The following is an 18,217-nucleotide window of genomic DNA, read 5'->3' on the forward strand; positions in this document are numbered from 1 at the left end:
CCCAATCGAGGCGCAAAGCACAGCCATAGCTCGGGCTATGGCGAGCATTTGCAACGACGAGTGGGGGTGTTTTGGCGCGATGAGCGGGCATGAGCGAAAAACTCTCAGGCTCTCAGACGACGACGCTTGCCTGGGTGATGACCACGTCTTCAAGCGGCACGTCACCGTGGCCGCCCTTGTTGCCGGTCTTCACACCTTCAATCGCGTCCACCACTTCCTTGCCGGCAACGACCTTGCCGAACACCGCATAACCCCAGCCGCTGGCCGACTCTGACTTGAAGTTCAGGAAGTCGTTGTTGGTGGTGTTGATGAAAAACTGGGCCGAGGCCGAGTGCGGTGCACTGGTGCGCGCCATGGCCAGCGTGTAGTGGTCGTTTTTCAGGCCGTTGTTGGCTTCATTCTGGATCTGCTCGACGGTCGGCTTTTGTGTCATGCCGGGCTCGAAGCCGCCGCCCTGGACCATGAAGCCCTTGATCACGCGGTGAAACACCGTGCCGCTGTAGTGGCCCTTCTCGACGTAGGCGAGAAAGTTGGCAACGGTCTTGGGCGCCTTGACGTCGTCGAGTTCGACGCGGATGGTGCCGTGGTTGGTTTGCAGTTCGACGGTTTTGCTCATTTCACTTCTCCAGGGTGGCCTTCATGATGGTCACGGGTTTGACGGGAACGTCGCCGGGGGCGGTGGGCACGGCGCGGATTTTGTCGACCACCTCCATCCCCGAGATGACCTTGCCGAACACCGCGTAGCCGTTGCCGTCTTGCGACTGTGCGGAGTTCAGAAAGTTGTTGTCCTTCACGTTGATGAAGAACTGTGCCGTGGCCGAGTTGGGGTCAGCTGTGCGGGCCATGGCGACGGTGCCACGGTCATTGTTCAGGCCGTTGCGGCTCTCCAGTGGGATGGGTGGCCGCGAGGGTTTTTCTTTCAGGTCGGCTGTCATGCCGCCACCCTGGATCATGAAGTTGCTGATGACACGGTGGAACACGGTGCCGTTGTAGTGGCCGGCTTTCACGTAGGCCACGAAGTTCTCGACCGACTTGGGCGCCTTGGCGGCGTCGAGCTGGATCACGATGTCGCCCTCGGAGGTGGCGAGCTTCACCTTCTGTGCCTGTGCGGCCAAGCTGGCGCTCAAGCCGATCATGGTGGCGGCCAGCAGCGCCAGCCCACGCAGTTGTCTTGTCATCCGATTACTCCTTCAAAGAATATCTTCCATTGTCCACCCTCCTTGCCCCAGTACTGGCGCTTCATCGGGCCGGTGAGTTCGCCCTTGAGCACCTCACCAAAGGTCACGATCAACACCTCGCTGGTGTCGCGCCACGACAGGATGGAGATTTCTTTCAACTCCGACTCGCGGCCGCGCGCGGTGTTCACTTCCTTGTCGAGGATCTTGGCCCACTGGGCCAGGTCAACGGTGCCGCTTGAAAACTGCGGGGAGTAGAAGCCCATCAGTTTGTTCACGTCGCCCCGTGATCGCGCCTGGCGCCACTGCTCAACGAGTGCGCGAGCTGTGCCACGCTCCTTTTCGACCTGGCCGTGCGCCACCCAGTCCAGTCGAGTGGCGATCACCACCGGCGTGCGGCGAGGCGACACATCGCGCAGCAGGTGGCTGATGTCTTCATTGGCGAGCACGACACAACCGTCGGTGCTTTGTGGTGTGCGAGCAAAGTTCTCCGGTGGCACGCCGTGCAGCCAGATGCCGCTGCCGGTCTTGCCACGGCGGCGGTCGTATTCGTTGGGGTAGTTGAGCGCCAGCGCGCCGGGGCCGTAGAAGTCTTTCAGCTGCGCGCCACCCAGCCGGCTGGTGATGAAGTACACGCCCAGCGGCGTGCGCTGGTCGCCTTGTTCTTTTTTGTCCACGCCCAGCTTGCCGAGCGACACGTAGTGGTCGGACACCAGCTTCAGGCCGTGTTCGTTGTTGACGAACAGGTACATGCGCGAGCGGCTCGCATCCACCGCAATGGCGTGGCGTGTGCTCGCCGGGATGTCGATGAACTGCCGCGGCACGGCGTTTTCAGGCGGGCGCTCGGTAAGTGCGGCCAGTCGCAAGGTGGCCTCTTGCCGAAGCTGGCTCCACTGCGCCGCGGCCGAGGCCGGCAGCTCGGAAGGTGGCACAGCCACCGCGTCGAGCTTGCCCCGCCGCGTCAGCAACAGATCGCCATAGACCAGCTGGGCCAGTTGAAAGTTGGGCACGTCACGCGCGAGGCTTTCTGCCTTGGCGAGGGCTTGACGGCTGTCGCCTGCGCGAAGCAGCCGATAAACCTCAAGCAGCCGCGCTTCAGGCGACGCTTGTGGCGCCGCAGCGGGCTTGGGTTTGGCTACGTTGGCGGCAGCGCTCAGCGCTGGCGTGAGCGCGACGCCACACAGCACGGCCACAGCCACGCCGCTGAGTCTCTGAGGCAGGCGGCGCAAGGCATTGACAAGCCAAGCGTAGATCACGAGCCCGTGCTTTCCTTCTGGATCAGCCATCGCCCAGACACGTTGATCATCTCCAGCTTTTTGCGGCTGGACACCTTCAAGGCGTCGGCGCTGTAGCTCTGGCGAAACTGAACCACGGCTTTGTCGCCTTGCACCTTGGTGTCGAAATTGGACAAAGCGATCGAGATGCTGCGCTTGCCCAAGATGCGTGCGCGGCGCTCGTTTTCCCAAACCTTGCGCGGCTGACCACCGCCGTACTCGGGGGTGTAGGCGGCGAAATAGGCGTTGACATCCTTGCGGCTCCAGGCCGCAGCCCAGGCCAATGCCGCGGCTTGGGCGTCTTCCGCGATGGCGGGAGCCGCAGGCTTGGGAGTCGGCTTGGGCGAGGTGTCGACCGGTGCGGGTTTGGGTGTGACCGCTGTCACCACAGGCGCCGCAGCAGGCTTCGCGACCGGAGCAGCGGCGATGGGCGTGCTCTTGGTGGGAGTGTTGGCCGCAACAGCGATCGATTTGGGCGCGAACAGATCTCGGATCATCGAGAGCTTGGGCGCCACCTTGGCCGTGTTGCCGCCGTCGATCTGCAGCGCCTTGGAATAAGCCTGGCTGGCCAGCTTGGCGTACACGTCGCCGAGATTTTCATACGCGGTGGCGTAGCTCGGGTTGGTGCGGATGGCCGCTTCAAGCGAACGACGCGCCTGGTCGTACTGGCCTTGTTTGCTATAGAGCACCGCCAGATTGTTGTAAGGCTCTGGCAGCTCGGGAAAGTCTTCGGTCAGTTTGACGAACACCGCGGTGGCTTCGACCGGGCGGCCTTGCTCTGACAGCACCAGCCCCTTGAGAAAGCGCATGCGCGCGTCCCGTGGGTTGGAGGCCAGAAACTGATCTGCCTTTTGCACCGCCTCGGCGAGTTGGCCCGCGCCAAACAGGCGGTCGACGTCGGCATACTCGTCCGCCCAGGCTGTGTTGGCGGTGACGATCAAGCCCGCGACAAGCAGGCTCATAAACGAAGTGCGTGTGCGAACCATCGACATCCTGAGGTGGGTTGCGAGCGCCCTGGTATGCAGGCGCTGGAGTAGGTGGCCGGCCGCGTCAACAGAGGGCGAGGGGCGGGCCGCTATACTCGCAAAATTGTATCGCAGCCCCACTGCCAACAACCCTTCTGACCGACGCGTCGCTCACTGCGTGCAACACCCCAGCAGGCCGACGGCTCTGTCCGGTCGCATGCCAGGCCAAACAGCCACCGAGCGACCCCACCCCAACACCTTCCGATGACCTTGCGCATCTTCAACACCTTGACGCGGCAGACCGAGGTGTTTGTTCCGATCGAGCCGAACCACGTGCGCATGTACGTGTGCGGCATCACCATCTACGACTATTGCCATGTGGGGCATGCGCGCATGATGGTGGCGTTCGACCTGATCTATGGCTGGCTGCTCGCGATGGGTTACCGCGTCACTTACGTGCGCAACGTGACCGACATCGACGACAAGATCATCAAGCGCGCGCTCGAGCGCCGCATCTCGCTGCGTGAACTCACCGACGAGATGATCGAGGCCATGCACCAGGATCTGGCGGCGCTCGGCATTGCCCGGCCGACCCACGAGCCGCGTGCCACCGAGTACGTGCCTCAGATGCTGGTCATGATCGGCAAGCTCGAAGCCAAGGGCCTGGCCTACCGCTCCGACAACGGCGATGTGAACTTCGCGGTGCGCAAGTTCCCCAACTATGGCCAGCTGTCGGGCAAGTCCATCGACGAATTACGCTCGGGCGAACGTGTGGCGGTGCTCGACGGCAAACAAGACCCGCTCGATTTCGTGTTGTGGAAGGCTGCCAAGCCCGAAGAGCCCGACGATGCCAAGTACGCGTCCGAGTACGGCAGTGGCCGCCCCGGCTGGCACATCGAGTGCTCTGCCATGGCCTGCACGATTCTCGGCCAGCAGTTTGACCTGCACGGCGGTGGCGCCGACCTTCAATTCCCGCACCACGAGAACGAGATTGCGCAAAGCGAAGGCGCCAACGACAAACCGCCGGCCCGGGTGTGGGCACACAACGGCTTGCTGAATGTGGATCACGTGAAGATGTCCAAGTCATTGGGCAACTTCTTCACCATCCGCGAGGTGCTTGAGCGCTACGACGGCGAGACCATTCGCTTCTTCATGCTGCGCACGCACTACCGCAGCCCTTTCAATTTCAGCGACGTCAACCTCGACGACGCGCGCAACTCGCTGCGCCGCCTCTACACCGCCTTGGTCGACCTCGACGTGCCAGCTACACCCACGGTGGATTGGGCGCAGCCTCAGGCTGCACGTTTCCGCGACGCGATGAACGACGACTTCGGCACCCCGGAGGCGGTGGCTGTCTTGTTCGAGCTTGCCGGCGAAGTCAACCGCACGCGATCACCCGAACTGGCCGCTTTGCTCAAAGGCCTGGGTGCCACGCTCAACGTGTTGCAACAGAGCCCGCGGGCTTATTTGCAGGCTGGCAGCGGCCTCGACGAAGCCGCGATTCAGACCCAGATCGAAGCCCGCGCGGCGGCCAAGAGCAAGCGCAACTTTGCGCTTGCCGACCAGATCCGCAAAGACCTCCTCGCGCAAGGCATCGTGCTGCAGGACTCGCCGCAAGGCACGACCTGGACGAAGGGCTGACCCGTGCGCATTGCGAGCCCCGACTATTGGGAAGAGGCGTGCAAGCACCTCGTCAAACGCGACCGTGTGATGCGAAAGCTGATCCCGCAAGGCGAAGGCCGTCTGCAAAGCCGTGGCGATGCATTCACCACGCTCGCGCGCTCCATCGTGGGCCAGCAGATTTCGGTGAAAGCGGCGCAGGCCGTGTGGGATCGTTTTGCGGCCCTGGTCGACGGCGACCCGATGCGGGTGATGCCTGGCGCTGTGGGCGCCATCGAGCCCGCGCGCATGCGTGAAGCCGGCCTGTCGGCACGCAAGGTCGAGTACCTGCTCGATCTGGCTCGCCACTTCGAGGCCGGCACGGTGCACGTCAAACAATGGCAGCAGATGGACGATGAAGCCATCATTGAAGAGCTGATCGCCATTCGCGGCATCGGCCGCTGGACGGCCGAGATGTTCCTGATCTTCCACCTGATGCGGCCCAATGTGCTGCCGCTCGACGACGTGGGTTTGATCAAGGGCATCAGCGTCAACTACTTCAGTGGTGAGCCTGTTTCACGGGCTGAAGCACGCGAAGTGGGGGACGCTTGGGCACCATTTCGCTCAGTGGCCACATGGTACATTTGGCGCAGCCTCGACCCCCTTCCTGTAGCGTATTGAAGCCCCAAGGTCACCTGCGGTGCCCGCCCCCCAAGGGGAGCGTCACCGCTTGGGGCGGCCCGGCGCGATGACTTCTCAGCGCGCATCAACCCAGGACTTCAGCCGGATGAGCAAACGACACTTCCTAGAGTTCGAGCACCCCATTGCCGAACTCGAAACCAAGATCGAAGAGCTGCGTTACGTGCAGAGCGAATCGGCCGTCGACATCTCCGAAGAGATCGACCGCCTGAGCAAAAAAAGCCAGCAGCTCGTCAAAGACATCTACTCCAGCCTGACCCCCTGGCAAGTCACGCAGATCTCGCGCCACACGCAGCGGCCGTATGCGATGGACTACATCAACGAGGTCTTCACCGACTTTCAAGAGCTGCGCGGCGACCGTCACTTCGCCGACGACCAGTCAATGGTGGGTGGTCTGGCGCGCTTCAACGGCCAAGCCTGCATGGTGATTGGCCACCAAAAGGGGCGTGACACCAAGGAGCGCGCCGCGCGCAACTTCGGCATGTCGCGACCCGAGGGCTACCGCAAGGCCTTGCGCCTGATGAAACTGGCCGAGAAGTTCGGCCTGCCGGTGTTCACGCTGGTCGATACGCCCGGGGCTTACCCAGGCATCGGCGCTGAAGAGCGTGGGCAGTCCGAAGCCATCGGCCGCAATATCTTCGAAATGGCGCAGCTCGAAGTGCCCATCATCGTCACCATCATCGGCGAGGGTGGCTCGGGTGGCGCTTTGGCCATCAGCGTAGGCGACCAGGTGTTGATGCTGCAGTACTCGGTTTATTCGGTGATCACGCCGGAAGGTTGTGCATCGATCCTGTGGCGCACGGCCGAGCGTGCCTCCGACGCTGCCGACGCGCTGGGCATCACCGCACACCGCCTGAAGGCGCTGGGCCTGATCGACAAGATCGTCAACGAGCCGGTGGGCGGCGCCCACCGCGACCACAAGCAGATGGCGGCCTACCTCAAGCGCGCGCTCAACGACGCGCTGCGCCAGGTGAGCGATCTCAAGCCCAAGGAACTGCTGCAACGGCGTTATGAACGGCTGCAGTCCTATGGCCGCTACACCGACACCAGCGACCGCTGAGTCTTCTCACTGCATCGCGGTGGCCTACAGCGCCGGCCGCGATTCCACCGCCTTGCTCCATGCGACCGCGCTCGCTGCGGCTGAGCAAGGTGTGCAGGTGGTGGCTTTGCATGTGCACCATGGGCTCAGCCCGCACGCTGATGAATGGCTTGCGCACGCGCAAGCCCAGTGCGCGCGTTGGGCCAACCGAGGGTTGCCGCTTCGTTTGTTGACGTTTCGGCTGCCTGACCGCCCAGCGGCGGGCGACAGCATTGAAGCCTGGGCCCGACAGGCGCGCTATCGTGCCTTGCACAGCATGGCGCATGACGCCGGAGCCCGCGTGGTGTTGCTGGCCCACCACCAACGCGACCAGGCCGAGACCCTGCTTTTACAGGCCTTGCGTGGCGCGGGCGTGGCAGGCCTCGCCGGCATGCCGCGCGAGGTGGAGCGTGATGGCATCACCTGGGTGCGGCCTTGGCTGGGTCGCCCGCGTGAGGCCATCGAGGCCTATGTGCGTCGACATCGTTTGCGTTATGTCGACGATGACAGCAACGACGACCCACGTTTTGCGCGCAACCGTCTGCGGCTGCAGGTCTGGCCCGCATTGAGCCAGGCCTTTCCTCAAGTCGAAGCGAGCCTGGCTGATGCCGCCACCTGGGCCGGGGAGGCCATGTCGTGTCTGGCCGAACTGGCATCGATGGACCTGGCCCTGGTGTCGACCGAGGCAGGGCTGAACATCAAAGCCTGGAGTGGTTTGAGCGAGGCCCGTCAAACCAATGCATTGCGTGCTTGGTTGAAGGCCGCTTCGGGGCGCATCGCACCCACCAGCCTGGTGCAACGTTTGGCGCACGAGTTGCCTGGCACCGGGCCGGCGCAGTGGGCTTTGCCGAGCGGGGTGCTGCGCCGCCATCGTGGCCGTTTGTTGTTCACCGCCGATGCGCCTGTTGCGGCGAGTGGTGCCGTGAGAGAAACCTCGTTGCGCATTCTTCGGGCGGGCCGCTTTGCCCTTGCAGGCTGGGGTGGCGAACTGGTCGCAAAACGGGTCAAAGAGGGTGGCGTGCCGCTGGCCTGGTTGGGCCACCTGGAGCTGCGGCTCCGCGAAGGTGGCGAACAATTCCAGGCTGGCATCGGGCGCCCGGCGCGCAGCCTGAAAAAGCAGTACCAGGCGGCCCACATTCCCGAATGGGAGCGCAGCGGCCCGCTGGTCTACAGCGGCGGCCAGCTGGTGTTCGTGCCCGGCTTGGGGTTCGACGCTCGGGTGCTGGCATTGCCCGGCCAGCCCCAACTGAGCCTGCATTGGCGCAGTGGCTAAAATGCGCGGCTCTGCGTTGCGGCGCAGCCCCTGTTTTCACTTCCGCCTCATCTCCGCGACACCTACTTCATGGCACTCATCGTTCACAAATACGGCGGCACTTCCATGGGCTCCACGGAGCGCATTCGCAATGTCGCCAAACGCGTAGCCAAGTGGGCCCGCGCCGGGCACCAGATGGTCGTCGTGCCTTCCGCCATGAGCGGCGAAACCAATCGCCTGCTGGGCCTGGCCAAAGAGCTTTCTCCAGAGCTGGCAACAGATGCCATGCAGCGCGAGCTCGATGCCATTGCCGCCACCGGCGAGCAGGTGGCGGTCGGCCTGTTGTCGATTGCTCTGCAGGCCGAAGGCATCGAGGCCGTGAGCTACGCCGGCTGGCAGGTGCCGATTGCCACCGACAGCTCGTTCACCAAGGCCCGCATCCAAAGCATTGACGACACCCGCGTGCGTGCCGACCTGGCCGCCGGCAAGGTGGTGGTCATCACCGGCTTCCAGGGCATCGACCCGCAAGGCAACATCACCACGCTCGGCCGTGGTGGTTCGGACACCTCGGCCGTGGCCGTGGCGGCGGCGATGAAGGCCGACGAATGCCTGATCTACACCGATGTCGATGGTGTCTACACCACCGACCCGCGCATCGTGCCCGAGGCGCGCCGCCTGCACACGGTGAGCTTCGAAGAAATGCTGGAGATGGCGAGCCTGGGCTCCAAGGTGCTGCAGATTCGTTCGGTCGAGTTTGCTGGCAAGTACCGCGTGCCGCTGCGCGTGCTGTCGAGCTTCACGCCCTGGGACATCAACATCGACGAGGAAGCCCGCTCGGGCACCCTGATCACTTTTGAGGAAGACGAAAAAATGGAACAAGCCGTTGTCGCAGGCATCGCCTTCAACCGCGATGAAGCCAAGATCACCGTGCTGGGTGTGCCCGACAAGCCCGGCATTGCGTATCAAATTCTGGGCCCGGTGGCCGATGCCAACATCGACGTCGACGTGATCATTCAAAACGTCTCGCACGACGGCAAGACCGACTTCTCGTTCACCGTGCACCGCAACGACTACGCGCGCGCGCTCGACGTGCTCAAGAACACCGTGTTGCCCCAGACGGGCGCGGCGCAGGTCATGGGCGACGCCAAGATCTGCAAGGTCAGCATCGTGGGCATCGGCATGCGCTCGCATGTGGGCGTGGCCAGCAAGATGTTTCGCTGCTTGTCCGAGGAAAGCATCAACATCCAGATGATCACCACCAGCGAAATCAAGACCAGCGTGGTGATCGACGAGAAGTACATGGAGCTGGCCGTGCGTGCGTTGCACAAAGCCTTTGATCTGGAGCAGGCGGCGGGCTGAGAGCCTCCCTGGGAACACCGCACTGCGGTGTTGCGCCCCCGCCAGTGCAGCCTGTCATTTCTGGGGGTGGCCCGGTGAATGACTTCGTGAATATCTGAACTAGAATGCGCCTCGTGCTGGAGTCGTGACCGAGTGGCCGAAGGTGCTCCCCTGCTAAGGGAGTATGTGCGCTAAAACGTGCATCGAGGGTTCGAATCCCTCCGACTCCTCCAGCCAGCCTCAGCGGTGCCTTCGTGGCGCCAAGATTGCAAAAGCCCCACTCGCTGGGGCTTTTTTGTGGGTGCGACCCGCTTCAGCGCGACGAGTCAAAGCAATAGATTTCGCTCTGCCCTGCCTCATCAAGCTCGAAGAATCGCTTGCTGCTCTCACTCAGCCTGAATACCGCGGGCGCGAATCACGGGCTCCCAGTACCGCTGCTCGACGGCGATGCGGGCAGAAAGCGAGGGTGGCGAACACGACACCGGCGTCATCCCGGCCTGGGCGAAGACAGCCGCCAAACCGGGCCTGGCAATCGCCTCTTGCAGCGCAGAAGACAAGCTCGCAACGGTGCCCTTCGGCGTTGCGCCTGGCGCGAAGAAAGCGAACCACTCTTTGACCACCAGATTCGGATGCCCTTGTTCGACGAAGGAAGGCACGTCGGGCAGGTAGCTGCTGCGAGTAGTCCCCGAGGTCGCGAGCATGCGGATACGGTGGGTGCTGTGGTGTTGCCGCAGCAGCCCTTCAGGCAAGACCAGCGCGGCGATCTGCCCCCCGAGCAGAGCGGTCACCGCCGGCGGCCCGCCCGAGTACGCAATGTGCTGCCAGGCGACCCCGGTTTCGTGGAACAGCATGGCCTCAAGCAAGTGAGGCAGGGTGCCGGTACCCGGTGAGCCGATGTTCGCGGCTGCAGGGTTGCGACGCGCCCAGGCGATGAAGTCGGCGAGCGTCGCAACCTCTGGCGGTACGGCGGGGCCGACTGCGATCCCCAATGACATCTCGCTCGCGAGCGAGACCGGCTGCAGGTCGACAGCCGGGTCGTAGCCGAGCTTGGCATACAGAAATGGGTACACGGTGGCGATTGCGCCTTGCGCGAGCAACAGCGTCGAGCCGTCAGCGGGCGCGGCCTTAAGAGCACCCACGCTGAGCTGGCCGGCGGCGCCCGGCCGGTTGTCAACCAGCGCACGCTGCCCGGGTGTGGCCGACAGCTGCTCGGCAACGGCGCGCGCCACCAGGTCCGGAATGCTGCCGGCCGGCCCGCTGCAGAGTATGTGCATGCCGCCATCGCGGGCTGCATGCGAACGTTGCCCGAAAGAAAGTGCGGCCATGGCGGCGACGGTCAGCGCGCCGGTTCGCAGCATCTGGCGACGCTGCGTGAAGTGTTCGTTGTTGGTCAAAGGGGTCATGGTGTCCTCAGGGTCGGCGTGCAGCCGTGATTAAGAGTTCGTTGGGGCCTTCCCAGCCCGTGGGCGTGTCGAAGGTACGCAGTTGTTGTCTGATGTCGTCCCACGCGGCTTGCGCGGCGAGCTCGCTGAGACCCGCGAGGATCTGCAGTACCGGGCTCGCCGAGCTGCGCACAAAAGCCAGGTAGTCGTCGACCGACGGCATGCGAAACGGTGCGTCCATCGACGTCGTCGCGACATCGCGAAACCCTGCCTCCTGAAATAGCGTGTCGATGTGTCGAGGGCGCCCCAGGCTGAACAGGCTGCCGGGCGCGAAAGGATCGCGCGCTGGCGAGCCGGCATGCCGGAGCGCCGTCGCCATCAGGATCGTCAGGCACGGGTTTTTCTCGGGGCCAGAAAAAACGACGGTGCATGCACCTCCACCGGGCCGCAGTGCGCGCTGCATTTCGCGCAGGCCCCGCAAGGGGTCAGGGAAAAACATCAAGCCGAGCCTGCAGACCGCCGCGTCGAAAGAAGCTGGCTCGACTTGAAGGTCTTCGCCGTCTGCTACGCGGCACTCGACGTGGCCGAAGCCGGCGTGCCGGGCTCGGTCTTGGGCGAGCGCCACGATTGCGGGCGACAGATCGGTGGCGACAACTGAGCCCGAGGGGCCGACCCGCTCAGCGAGGTCCAGGGTCTGGTCGCCTGCGCCGGCCGCGACGTCGAGCACCCGTGCGCCTTTGACCACTCCGGCCATGGCGATCATGGCGTTGGTCGAGCTGCGCAGCCAGGCCCGGATTGCGGGCGTATGCGCGTCCCAACCACGAGCCGACGCGTCCCAATGCTTGCGTACCGACGCCTTGAAGGCCTTTTTGTCTGTTGCGTGTGTGTCCATGTCTTCAGCGTACGTGTCGGCATGCCCCCGCGTAAGCCGCAAAGCTGCAAAATGGCAGCCGCAATGGCGCATACCCCTCAAGACTTCGACTGGGACGATCTGAAGCACCTGCTGGCGGTGGCACGCCATGGCAGCACGCTGGCAGCCGGCCGTGCGCTCGGTTTGGACCAGTCCACCGTGCAACGACGATTGACGGAGCTCGAGCGGCGCTTCGGCCAGGCGCTGGTGCAGCGGCAGCCAAGCGGCTATCGGCTGACCGAGTTCGGGCAGGCGCTGTTGCCGCACGCAGAGCGTGTCGAAGAGGCGGTGGCGGCATTCAAGCAGCACATGGCCATGGCCGCCGCCGAGGTCGCGGGGGTCATCCGTGTGACGTGCCCCGAGCCCATCGTTTTCCGCATCACGCAGTCGGGCCTGCTGGAGCGATTCCGTGAGCGCCATCCCGCCTTGCAGGTGCACTTTGTCATGAGTGACAAGTACATCGACCTGGCAAAAGGCGAGGCCGATGTGGCCCTTCGGTCGGGTGACACCGATGACGGCGAGCTTGTCGGGCGAAAGATCGGCGATTCCGTCTGGGCCGTCTACGCCAGCACGACGTACATCGAGCGGCATGGCCGCCCGCAGCGGCTCGAAGACTTGGCGAAACATGCCCTGGTCGGGTTTGACGACACGATGGCCAAGCACCGCACCGCGGCCTGGCTGCGCAAAATCGCACCCGACGCGGTGCTCGTGGCAAGAAGCAACAGCGTGCTGGGCCTCATCTATTCGGTCAAGGCGGGGGTCGGTGTCGCGCCCTTACCGGTTGCGCTCGGTGATGCGGAGCCAGATCTGGTGCGGGTGATCGAGCCCGTTGCTGAGCTCACGCGCATCTGGCGCATGCTGACGACCGCTGAGCTGCGCAACACCCCCCGCGTCGCCGCCTTCTTCGATTTCATCGTGAGCGAAATCGACACCCTTCGCCCGATCATCACGGGGTGAACACTGCCTGTAGCTCCTGGGCCATTTTCCAGATGACCCGTTGAACGCTGGGCTTTCGCACTCATCTGCGCTTCGTTTGCACCGGAGCCTCGCGCCATGCCCTTCATGCCTTTGACCTTTCTCTCGGCGCTGTTTCACCTCTACATAGGCTGGCGGCTCATTCCTGCACTGGAAACCCCGTGGGCCTGGGTGCTGGGCGCTGCCCTGGCCTTGTCTGCCGTGTTGATGCCCATGGGCCTGCTGGCCCGGCGCATTCGCAACAAGCGTTGGTCAGATGCGCTGGCCTGGGCGGGCCTGATCTTCATGGGTTTGTTTTCTTCGCTGTTCGTGCTGACCCTGGCGCGCGACGTGGCGCTGCTGCTGGGCAGCGTGCTGGTGGCCATGGGTGCAGGGCCGCTGCAAGATTTTTCGCGGTGGACCGCGGCTGCGGTGCCCGTGCTGGCAAGCGTTGTCACGCTGTGGGGCTTCATCAATGCACGCCGTCGGGCGGCGATCGTCTCGGTCGACGTGCCCATCAAAGACCTGCCGGCAGGCCTGCAAGGTTTCACCATCGCCCAGATCAGCGACATCCACGTCGGCCCGACCATCAAGGGCCCGTACCTGCAGGCCATCGTCGACGCGGTCAACGGCTTGCAGGCCGACATGGTGGCCGTCACCGGAGACCTGGTCGACGGCAGTGTGCGCGAGTTGTCGCCCCACGTGGCGCCGCTTGCCGGGTTGCTCTCGCGGCACGGCACCTTCTTCGTGACCGGCAACCACGAGTACTACTCGGGCGCCCACGCCTGGATCGCCGAGCTGCGGCGCTTGGGCGTCAACGTGTTGATGAACGAGCACACGGTGCTGCAACACGGCGCTGCGCCGCTCGTGGTGGCAGGCGTGGCCGACTTCAGCGCCCACCATTTCGACCCCACGCACCGCAGCGACCCGCAGGCGGCCATTGCCGGCGCGCCGCTGCATGCGACGGTGAGGGTGCTGCTGGCGCACCAGCCCCGCAGCGCCGAAGCAGCCGAGCGCGCGGGCTTCCAGCTGCAGCTCTCGGGCCACACCCACGGCGGCCAGTTCTTTCCCTGGAACCTCTTCGTGCCTTTGCAGCAACCCTTTACCGCCGGCCTGCACCGCCTGAAAAACCTGTGGGTCTACACCAGCCGCGGCACGGGTTACTGGGGGCCGCCCAAGCGCCTGGGCGCCCCTTCCGAGATCACACACCTGAGGCTGGTGGCGGCGTGACGGGAAGAGGCCTGCTGCTGTATTTGATGCTCGCGGCGTCGGCCGGCAGCTCGGCGGCCCCCAAGGTCGAAGACAGCATGGCCCAGCGGGTGCAAGCCTGCACCGGCTGCCACGGGCGAGAAGGGCGCGCCGCCAGCGATGGCTACTACCCGCGCATCGCCGGCAAGCCCGCCGGCTATCTGTACCACCAGCTGCTCAACTTCCGCGACGGCCGCCGGCAATACGAGCCCATGGCCCGCCTCATCGAGCCTCTGAGCGACGCTTATCTGCAAGAGATGGCCGACCACTTCGCAGCGCTCGACTTGCCGTACCCGCCCGCGCAGCCCAGCACCGAGCAGGCTGACGCGCTGCGCCACGGCGAGACCCTGGCGCTGCGTGGCGACAGTGCCCGTCGCATCCCCGCGTGCGTGCAATGCCACGGCGCTGCGCTCACCGGTTTGGCACCCGCGATCCCTGGCTTGCTGGGCTTGCCGCGCGACTACCTGAATGCGCAGCTCGGCGCCTGGAAAACCGGCCTGCGCCGTGCGCAGGCGCCCGATTGCATGGCGCACATCGCGGCCGCGCTGGCGCCTGACGATGTCAGCGCCTTGTCGCAATGGCTGGCCGCGCAGCCCCTGCCGGCGCAGAGCAAAGCTGTGAGTGCTTTGCCCGCACCGCTGCCCCTGCCGTGCGGCGGCGTGGTCGAGGGAGCACGATGAAGCGCCTGCTCTGGGCCGCCCTGGCCATCGCCTTGCTGCTTTCCGCCGCTGTGCTGGCACTCAACTTTCGCGATGAAACGCCGCTCTCGGAAGCCCAGACGCCACTCGTGCCCAGCGCCGACTTGATTGCCCATGGCGAATACCTCGCGCGCGCCGGCAACTGCATGGGGTGCCACACCCAGCGCGGCGGCGAGCCCTATGCCGGAGGCCGCGGCATCGACACGCCCTTCGGCACCGTCTACACCTCCAACCTCACGCCCGACGACGCCACGGGCATCGGCAGCTGGTCGCCCGCGCACTTCTGGCGGGCGCTGCACAACGGCCGTTCGCGCGATGGCCGCCTGCTGTACCCGGCATTTCCATACACCAACTACACCCTCGTCACGCGGCCCGATGCAGACGCGATCTACGCCTACCTGCGCGGCCTGAAGCCGGTGGCGCAAGCCAATCACGCGCACGGCCTGCGCTTCCCCTTCAACACCCAGGCCGCACTCGCCGTGTGGCGCGCGCTGTACTTCAGCCCCGGCACGCGTGCCGACGAGCCTGCGCAATCGGCCGAGTGGAACCGCGGGGCTTACCTCGTGCAAGGCCTGGGCCATTGCAATGCCTGCCACGGCAGCCGCAACGTGCTCGGTGCCACCCGCGGCCCGCTCGACCTGGGGGGTGGCTTGATCCCCATGCAAAACTGGTACGCCCCCTCGTTGAATGACCCGCATGAAGCGGGCGTGGCCGATTGGCCGCGGCAAGAAGTGGTGAGCCTGCTGAAAAACGGCGTGAGCCCGAAGGCGTCGGTGCTGGGCCCGATGGCCGAAGTGGTGGGCCGCAGCACGCAGCACCTTTCCAGCGCCGACCTGGGTGCCATTGCCGCCTACCTCAAGGCCTTGCCCGAGGTCGTGGCCAAGCCCGCCGAGCCCAGCCGGCCTGGTCGGGGCGGCAGCGAGCGTGGCGCCAAGATTTACGGCGAACAATGCGCGCAATGCCACGGCGAGCAGGGCGAAGGTGTGGCCGGCATGTACCCGGCACTTGCCGGCAACCGCGCCGTCACCATGACGTCGCCAGTCAATCTGGTGCGGGTGGTGCTCGAAGGCGGTTTTGCCCCCTCTACCGCAGGCAACCCGCGGCCTTACGGCATGCCGCCGTTTGCCACCATCTTGCGCAATGACGAGATTGCCGCCGTGTTGTCGCACCTGCGCGGCGCCTGGGGCAACCAGGGCGCACCGGTGACGGAGTTCGACGTCAACCGCTACCGCTGAGACGAGCAGCGCCAGGTACCCTCACGCCACTTGAAATGGGCCGGGTGCGCTGCGGATAATCTGGCGCCATGTCCCCCAGTTCCTTTGAGCAAGCCAAGACACTCTTCAGCGAGGGGCTGGCTTGCCAAGAGGCGGGCCGTTACGCCGAGGCAGAGCAGCGCTACCTGTCGTCGCTGGCCTTGCTGCCGGGGAGGGTGTCAACGCTGGTCAACCTGGCCGCCACGCGGCTCAAGCTTGCGCGGCCGCAAGACGCGCTGAACGCGGCCGAACAGGTGCTGGCTGTAGAGCCTGACAACCGCGACGCGCTGTACCACCGCGCGCATGCCTTGCTTGACCTGGGCCGCCCGCTCCTGGCGCTTGAGGCATTCGAGCGGCTGCTGCAGATCGAGCCGACGCTCGCGCCCGCATGGAGCACCCGCGGTGACATCCTTCGCGAAATGGGTCTGCATGAGAACGCCATGCACGCGTATGAGCAGGCGCTGGCGCATGGCGCCGACCCCGAGCTGACCGGCTATTACCTGGCCGCGCTGCGCGGCGCCGGCTTGCCCCCTATCGCGCCGCGGGCCTATGTGGAAGGCCTCTTCGACCAGTACGCCGCCAAGTTCGATACGCATCTGGTCGAGGTGCTGGGCTACCGCGCTCCGGCCGTGCTGGCGCGCCGACTCGCGGGCATGGGGCGGCGCTTCGAGTCAGCGCTCGACCTGGGCTGCGGCACCGGCCTGTGCGGCCCGCAAGTAAAGCCACTGGCCCAGCGGTTGGTGGGGGTCGACCTGTCGGCCCAGATGCTCGACAGGGCACGCGCGCTCGGCCTCTACGACGCGCTGGTGCATGCCGATGTCACCGAGCACCTGCAGGCCACGCGCGAGCAGCACGACCTGGTGATCGCGGCCGACGTGTTCATCTACATCGGTGAGCTGGCGCCTGTGTTTGCGGCTGTGAGCCGGCTGCTGAAACCGCAGGGCGTTTTCTGTTTTTCGGTGGAAGCAACTGCTGCCGATGCCCAAGGCTTCGAGCTCTTACCCAGCCTGCGCTATGCCCATTCCGAGGCCTACCTGCGTGGGCTGGCGGCGCGCCACGGCTTCGCGCTGCTGGCGCTGTCGCAAGAGCCCATACGCCAAGACCAGCGCCATGCTGTCGATGGCGTGTTCGTTTACCTCATACGGTGTGCTTGACATCACGCACCTCTCACGCGAAGGTTCTCAACCATGATTTCAGCCACCTGCCACTGCGGCGCCATACGCGTCGACGTACCGCACCGCCCCGAGACGCTGACCAACTGCAACTGCTCGCTGTGCCGCCGCATCGGGGGCTTGTGGGCCTACTACCCCCTGAGTGCGGTGCGCATCACCGGCCACCCTGAACACACCGACGCCTACATCTGGGGCGACAAGACGCTCAAGACGATCAGCTGCTGCCACTGCGGGTGCATCACGCACTGGGAGCCGCTGGAGCCCGGGCCCGACAGCAAGCTTGGCGTGAACGCCAGAAACTTCGAGCCCGAGGTGATAGTGGGTGTGCAGGTTCGCCGCTTCGATGGGGCCGACACCTGGACGTTTCTCGATTGAGCCCGCGCGTGATCGAGAGCGGCCAACGGCTGACCTGCACTTTGGGCCTTGTCCTACAGCACGCGCGCGGTTCGGTGGACACCATGGCGTGTACGGCTCCTGTCGGTGCCGATCGAGGACACCATGCAGCAGCTTCAATCTGGTTTTCGTTTTCGACGCTCTCTCACATGGTCTGCCGTGTTGCTTGTCGGCATGGCGGGCTGCATGACCACCAAGGCGGAGGGCCCGCGCGCCACGGCTGTGCTCAAGCCGGCCAGCGGCAGCCAGGTCAACGGCACCGCCTCGATGACGCAAGAAGGCGATCACGTGGTTGTACGCGCAACATTCAGCGGCCTCACACCCAACCGTGAGCACGGTTTTCACGTGCATGAAAAGGGTGATTGCTCCAGCCCCGACGCCAGCAGCGCGGGCGGGCATTTCAACCCCACACACGAGCCACACGGGCCGCTCAGCGGCAACCATCACGCCGGTGACCTGCCTTCGCTGAAGGCCGATTCGTCGGGCAATGCGTCGACCACCTTCGATGTGAAGGGCTTGTTGCTGGGCTCCGGTGCCACCGACCTGATGGGCAAGGCCCTGGTGGTGCACGCTGACCCCGACGACCACATCAGCCAACCCGCAGGCAACAGCGGTGCGCGCGTGGCCTGCGGCGTGATTGCGACGCCCGCCACCCCCGCTGGCGTGAGCACCCCGGCAACCAAGCCCGCTGACGTGGGCGAGCCGGTCAAGACCATTCCGAAGCAGATGTGAGTTGCTGCTGCCGCATCTGTTTTCACGGGAGTTGCGTATTCCGGACCAAAAGCGCCACCTGTTCCGATTCAAACCCGCCACTCGTTCCGATTCAA

The 18,217-nt window shown here is 65.0% G+C and carries 18 protein-coding genes and 1 tRNA gene; 13 read left to right on the forward strand and 6 right to left on the reverse strand.

All coding sequences use genetic code 11. The annotated features are described in order from the left end of the window. Positions 1-112 precede the first annotated feature (112 nt). Genes AC30QB_RS19100 through AC30QB_RS19115 form a run of 4 tightly spaced genes read right to left on the reverse strand, consistent with a single transcriptional unit; the run spans position 113 to position 3,411 of the window. Positions 113-616 (reverse strand): peptidylprolyl isomerase, encoded by a 504-nt coding sequence (locus AC30QB_RS19100; RefSeq protein ID WP_489547850.1) that lies wholly within the window; start codon positions 614-616, stop codon positions 113-115. Between the two features lies 1 nt (position 617). Beyond that, on the reverse strand, positions 618-1,178 hold the full coding sequence (locus tag AC30QB_RS19105; protein ID WP_489547851.1) for a peptidylprolyl isomerase: 561 nt from the start codon (positions 1,176-1,178) through the stop codon (positions 618-620). Further along, entirely contained in the window at positions 1,175-2,431 is a 1,257-nt protein-coding gene (locus tag AC30QB_RS19110; RefSeq protein ID WP_489547852.1) for a L,D-transpeptidase family protein, read from the reverse strand. The genes AC30QB_RS19105 and AC30QB_RS19110 overlap by 4 nt, the downstream gene beginning before the upstream one ends. After that, positions 2,428-3,411, reverse strand: coding sequence for a tetratricopeptide repeat protein (locus tag AC30QB_RS19115; protein WP_489547853.1), 984 nt, complete (start codon positions 3,409-3,411; stop codon positions 2,428-2,430). The genes AC30QB_RS19110 and AC30QB_RS19115 overlap by 4 nt, the downstream gene beginning before the upstream one ends. A gap of 267 nt (positions 3,412-3,678) precedes the next feature. Between AC30QB_RS19115 and cysS the strand changes: the two genes are divergently transcribed. The 6 genes from cysS (at position 3,679) to AC30QB_RS19145 (ending at position 9,613) form a co-directional block, all read left to right on the forward strand. After that, positions 3,679-5,055: a cysteine--tRNA ligase gene (cysS, locus tag AC30QB_RS19120; protein WP_489547854.1), complete on the forward strand. Its 1,377-nt coding sequence runs from the start codon at positions 3,679-3,681 to the stop codon at positions 5,053-5,055. Positions 5,056-5,058: 3 nt separating this feature from the next. Then, entirely contained in the window at positions 5,059-5,694 is a 636-nt protein-coding gene (locus AC30QB_RS19125) for a DNA-3-methyladenine glycosylase family protein (protein ID WP_489547855.1), read from the forward strand. Between the two features lie 106 nt (positions 5,695-5,800). After that, complete coding sequence (locus AC30QB_RS19130; RefSeq protein ID WP_489547856.1) at positions 5,801-6,772, forward strand: acetyl-CoA carboxylase carboxyltransferase subunit alpha; 972 nt, start codon at positions 5,801-5,803, stop codon at positions 6,770-6,772. Then, on the forward strand, positions 6,741-8,063 hold the full coding sequence (tilS, locus tag AC30QB_RS19135) for a tRNA lysidine(34) synthetase TilS (RefSeq protein WP_489547857.1): 1,323 nt from the start codon (positions 6,741-6,743) through the stop codon (positions 8,061-8,063). The genes AC30QB_RS19130 and tilS overlap by 32 nt, the downstream gene beginning before the upstream one ends. A gap of 69 nt (positions 8,064-8,132) precedes the next feature. Next, on the forward strand, positions 8,133-9,401 hold the full coding sequence (locus AC30QB_RS19140) for an aspartate kinase (RefSeq protein ID WP_489547858.1): 1,269 nt from the start codon (positions 8,133-8,135) through the stop codon (positions 9,399-9,401). Between the two features lie 118 nt (positions 9,402-9,519). Continuing rightward, a tRNA-Ser gene (locus AC30QB_RS19145) sits at positions 9,520-9,613 on the forward strand. 153 nt (positions 9,614-9,766) lie between these two features. Here AC30QB_RS19145 and AC30QB_RS19150 read toward each other — a convergent pair. Next, positions 9,767-10,783, reverse strand: coding sequence for a tripartite tricarboxylate transporter substrate-binding protein (locus AC30QB_RS19150; RefSeq protein WP_489547859.1), 1,017 nt, complete (start codon positions 10,781-10,783; stop codon positions 9,767-9,769). A 7-nt stretch (positions 10,784-10,790) separates the two neighbouring features. Further along, complete coding sequence (locus AC30QB_RS19155; protein ID WP_489547860.1) at positions 10,791-11,525, reverse strand: class I SAM-dependent methyltransferase; 735 nt, start codon at positions 11,523-11,525, stop codon at positions 10,791-10,793. Between the two features lie 192 nt (positions 11,526-11,717). Here AC30QB_RS19155 and AC30QB_RS19160 point away from each other — a divergent pair, with 192 nt between their 5' ends. The 7 genes from AC30QB_RS19160 to AC30QB_RS19190 all read left to right on the forward strand — a co-directional run bounded on the left by AC30QB_RS19160 (position 11,718) and on the right by AC30QB_RS19190 (position 18,122). Continuing rightward, positions 11,718-12,629 (forward strand): LysR family transcriptional regulator, encoded by a 912-nt coding sequence (locus tag AC30QB_RS19160; protein ID WP_489547861.1) that lies wholly within the window; start codon positions 11,718-11,720, stop codon positions 12,627-12,629. Positions 12,630-12,725: 96 nt separating this feature from the next. Beyond that, positions 12,726-13,856 carry a metallophosphoesterase gene (locus AC30QB_RS19165; protein ID WP_489547862.1) on the forward strand — a complete coding sequence of 377 codons (1,131 nt, stop codon included), beginning with the start codon at positions 12,726-12,728 and terminating at the stop codon, positions 13,854-13,856. 26 nt (positions 13,857-13,882) lie between these two features. Further along, on the forward strand, positions 13,883-14,554 hold the full coding sequence (locus AC30QB_RS19170; protein ID WP_489547962.1) for a c-type cytochrome: 672 nt from the start codon (positions 13,883-13,885) through the stop codon (positions 14,552-14,554). Beyond that, on the forward strand, positions 14,551-15,807 hold the full coding sequence (locus AC30QB_RS19175) for a c-type cytochrome (protein ID WP_489547863.1): 1,257 nt from the start codon (positions 14,551-14,553) through the stop codon (positions 15,805-15,807). The genes AC30QB_RS19170 and AC30QB_RS19175 overlap by 4 nt, the downstream gene beginning before the upstream one ends. Positions 15,808-15,875: 68 nt before the next feature. Continuing rightward, entirely contained in the window at positions 15,876-16,979 is a 1,104-nt protein-coding gene (locus AC30QB_RS19180; protein WP_489547864.1) for a class I SAM-dependent DNA methyltransferase, read from the forward strand. Between the two features lie 33 nt (positions 16,980-17,012). Further along, complete coding sequence (locus AC30QB_RS19185; protein ID WP_489547865.1) at positions 17,013-17,372, forward strand: GFA family protein; 360 nt, start codon at positions 17,013-17,015, stop codon at positions 17,370-17,372. Between the two features lie 204 nt (positions 17,373-17,576). Then, a complete protein-coding gene (locus tag AC30QB_RS19190; RefSeq protein WP_489547866.1) occupies positions 17,577-18,122 on the forward strand; it encodes a superoxide dismutase family protein in 546 nt (181 codons plus the stop codon). The last annotated feature ends 95 nt before the right edge of the window (positions 18,123-18,217 follow it).

Source organism: Rhizobacter sp. (genome assembly GCF_046595475.1).
In the GTDB taxonomy this organism is placed as follows: Bacteria; Pseudomonadota; Gammaproteobacteria; order Burkholderiales; family Burkholderiaceae_C; genus Rhizobacter.

What these genes read in the sequence shown, in the direction of transcription:
- AC30QB_RS19165 (WP_489547862.1), top strand. Translation starts at nt 12,726, where the DNA reads ATGCCCTTCATGCCTTTGACCTTTCTCTCGGCGCTGTTTCACCTCTAC.
- AC30QB_RS19150 (WP_489547859.1), bottom strand. Translation starts at nt 10,783, where the DNA reads ATGACCCCTTTGACCAACAACGAACACTTCACGCAGCGTCGCCAGATG.
- AC30QB_RS19170 (WP_489547962.1), top strand. Translation starts at nt 13,883, where the DNA reads ATGCTCGCGGCGTCGGCCGGCAGCTCGGCGGCCCCCAAGGTCGAAGAC.
- AC30QB_RS19160 (WP_489547861.1), top strand. Translation starts at nt 11,718, where the DNA reads ATGGCGCATACCCCTCAAGACTTCGACTGGGACGATCTGAAGCACCTG.
- AC30QB_RS19185 (WP_489547865.1), top strand. Translation starts at nt 17,013, where the DNA reads ATGATTTCAGCCACCTGCCACTGCGGCGCCATACGCGTCGACGTACCG.
- AC30QB_RS19100 (WP_489547850.1), bottom strand. Translation starts at nt 616, where the DNA reads ATGAGCAAAACCGTCGAACTGCAAACCAACCACGGCACCATCCGCGTC.
- AC30QB_RS19190 (WP_489547866.1), top strand. Translation starts at nt 17,577, where the DNA reads ATGACCACCAAGGCGGAGGGCCCGCGCGCCACGGCTGTGCTCAAGCCG.
- AC30QB_RS19180 (WP_489547864.1), top strand. Translation starts at nt 15,876, where the DNA reads ATGTCCCCCAGTTCCTTTGAGCAAGCCAAGACACTCTTCAGCGAGGGG.
- AC30QB_RS19140 (WP_489547858.1), top strand. Translation starts at nt 8,133, where the DNA reads ATGGCACTCATCGTTCACAAATACGGCGGCACTTCCATGGGCTCCACG.
- AC30QB_RS19115 (WP_489547853.1), bottom strand. Translation starts at nt 3,411, where the DNA reads ATGAGCCTGCTTGTCGCGGGCTTGATCGTCACCGCCAACACAGCCTGG.
- AC30QB_RS19175 (WP_489547863.1), top strand. Translation starts at nt 14,551, where the DNA reads ATGAAGCGCCTGCTCTGGGCCGCCCTGGCCATCGCCTTGCTGCTTTCC.
- cysS (WP_489547854.1), top strand. Translation starts at nt 3,679, where the DNA reads ATGACCTTGCGCATCTTCAACACCTTGACGCGGCAGACCGAGGTGTTT.
- AC30QB_RS19130 (WP_489547856.1), top strand. Translation starts at nt 5,801, where the DNA reads ATGAGCAAACGACACTTCCTAGAGTTCGAGCACCCCATTGCCGAACTC.
- tilS (WP_489547857.1), top strand. Translation starts at nt 6,741, where the DNA reads ATGGCCGCTACACCGACACCAGCGACCGCTGAGTCTTCTCACTGCATC.
- AC30QB_RS19155 (WP_489547860.1), bottom strand. Translation starts at nt 11,525, where the DNA reads ATGATCGCCATGGCCGGAGTGGTCAAAGGCGCACGGGTGCTCGACGTC.
- AC30QB_RS19105 (WP_489547851.1), bottom strand. Translation starts at nt 1,178, where the DNA reads ATGACAAGACAACTGCGTGGGCTGGCGCTGCTGGCCGCCACCATGATC.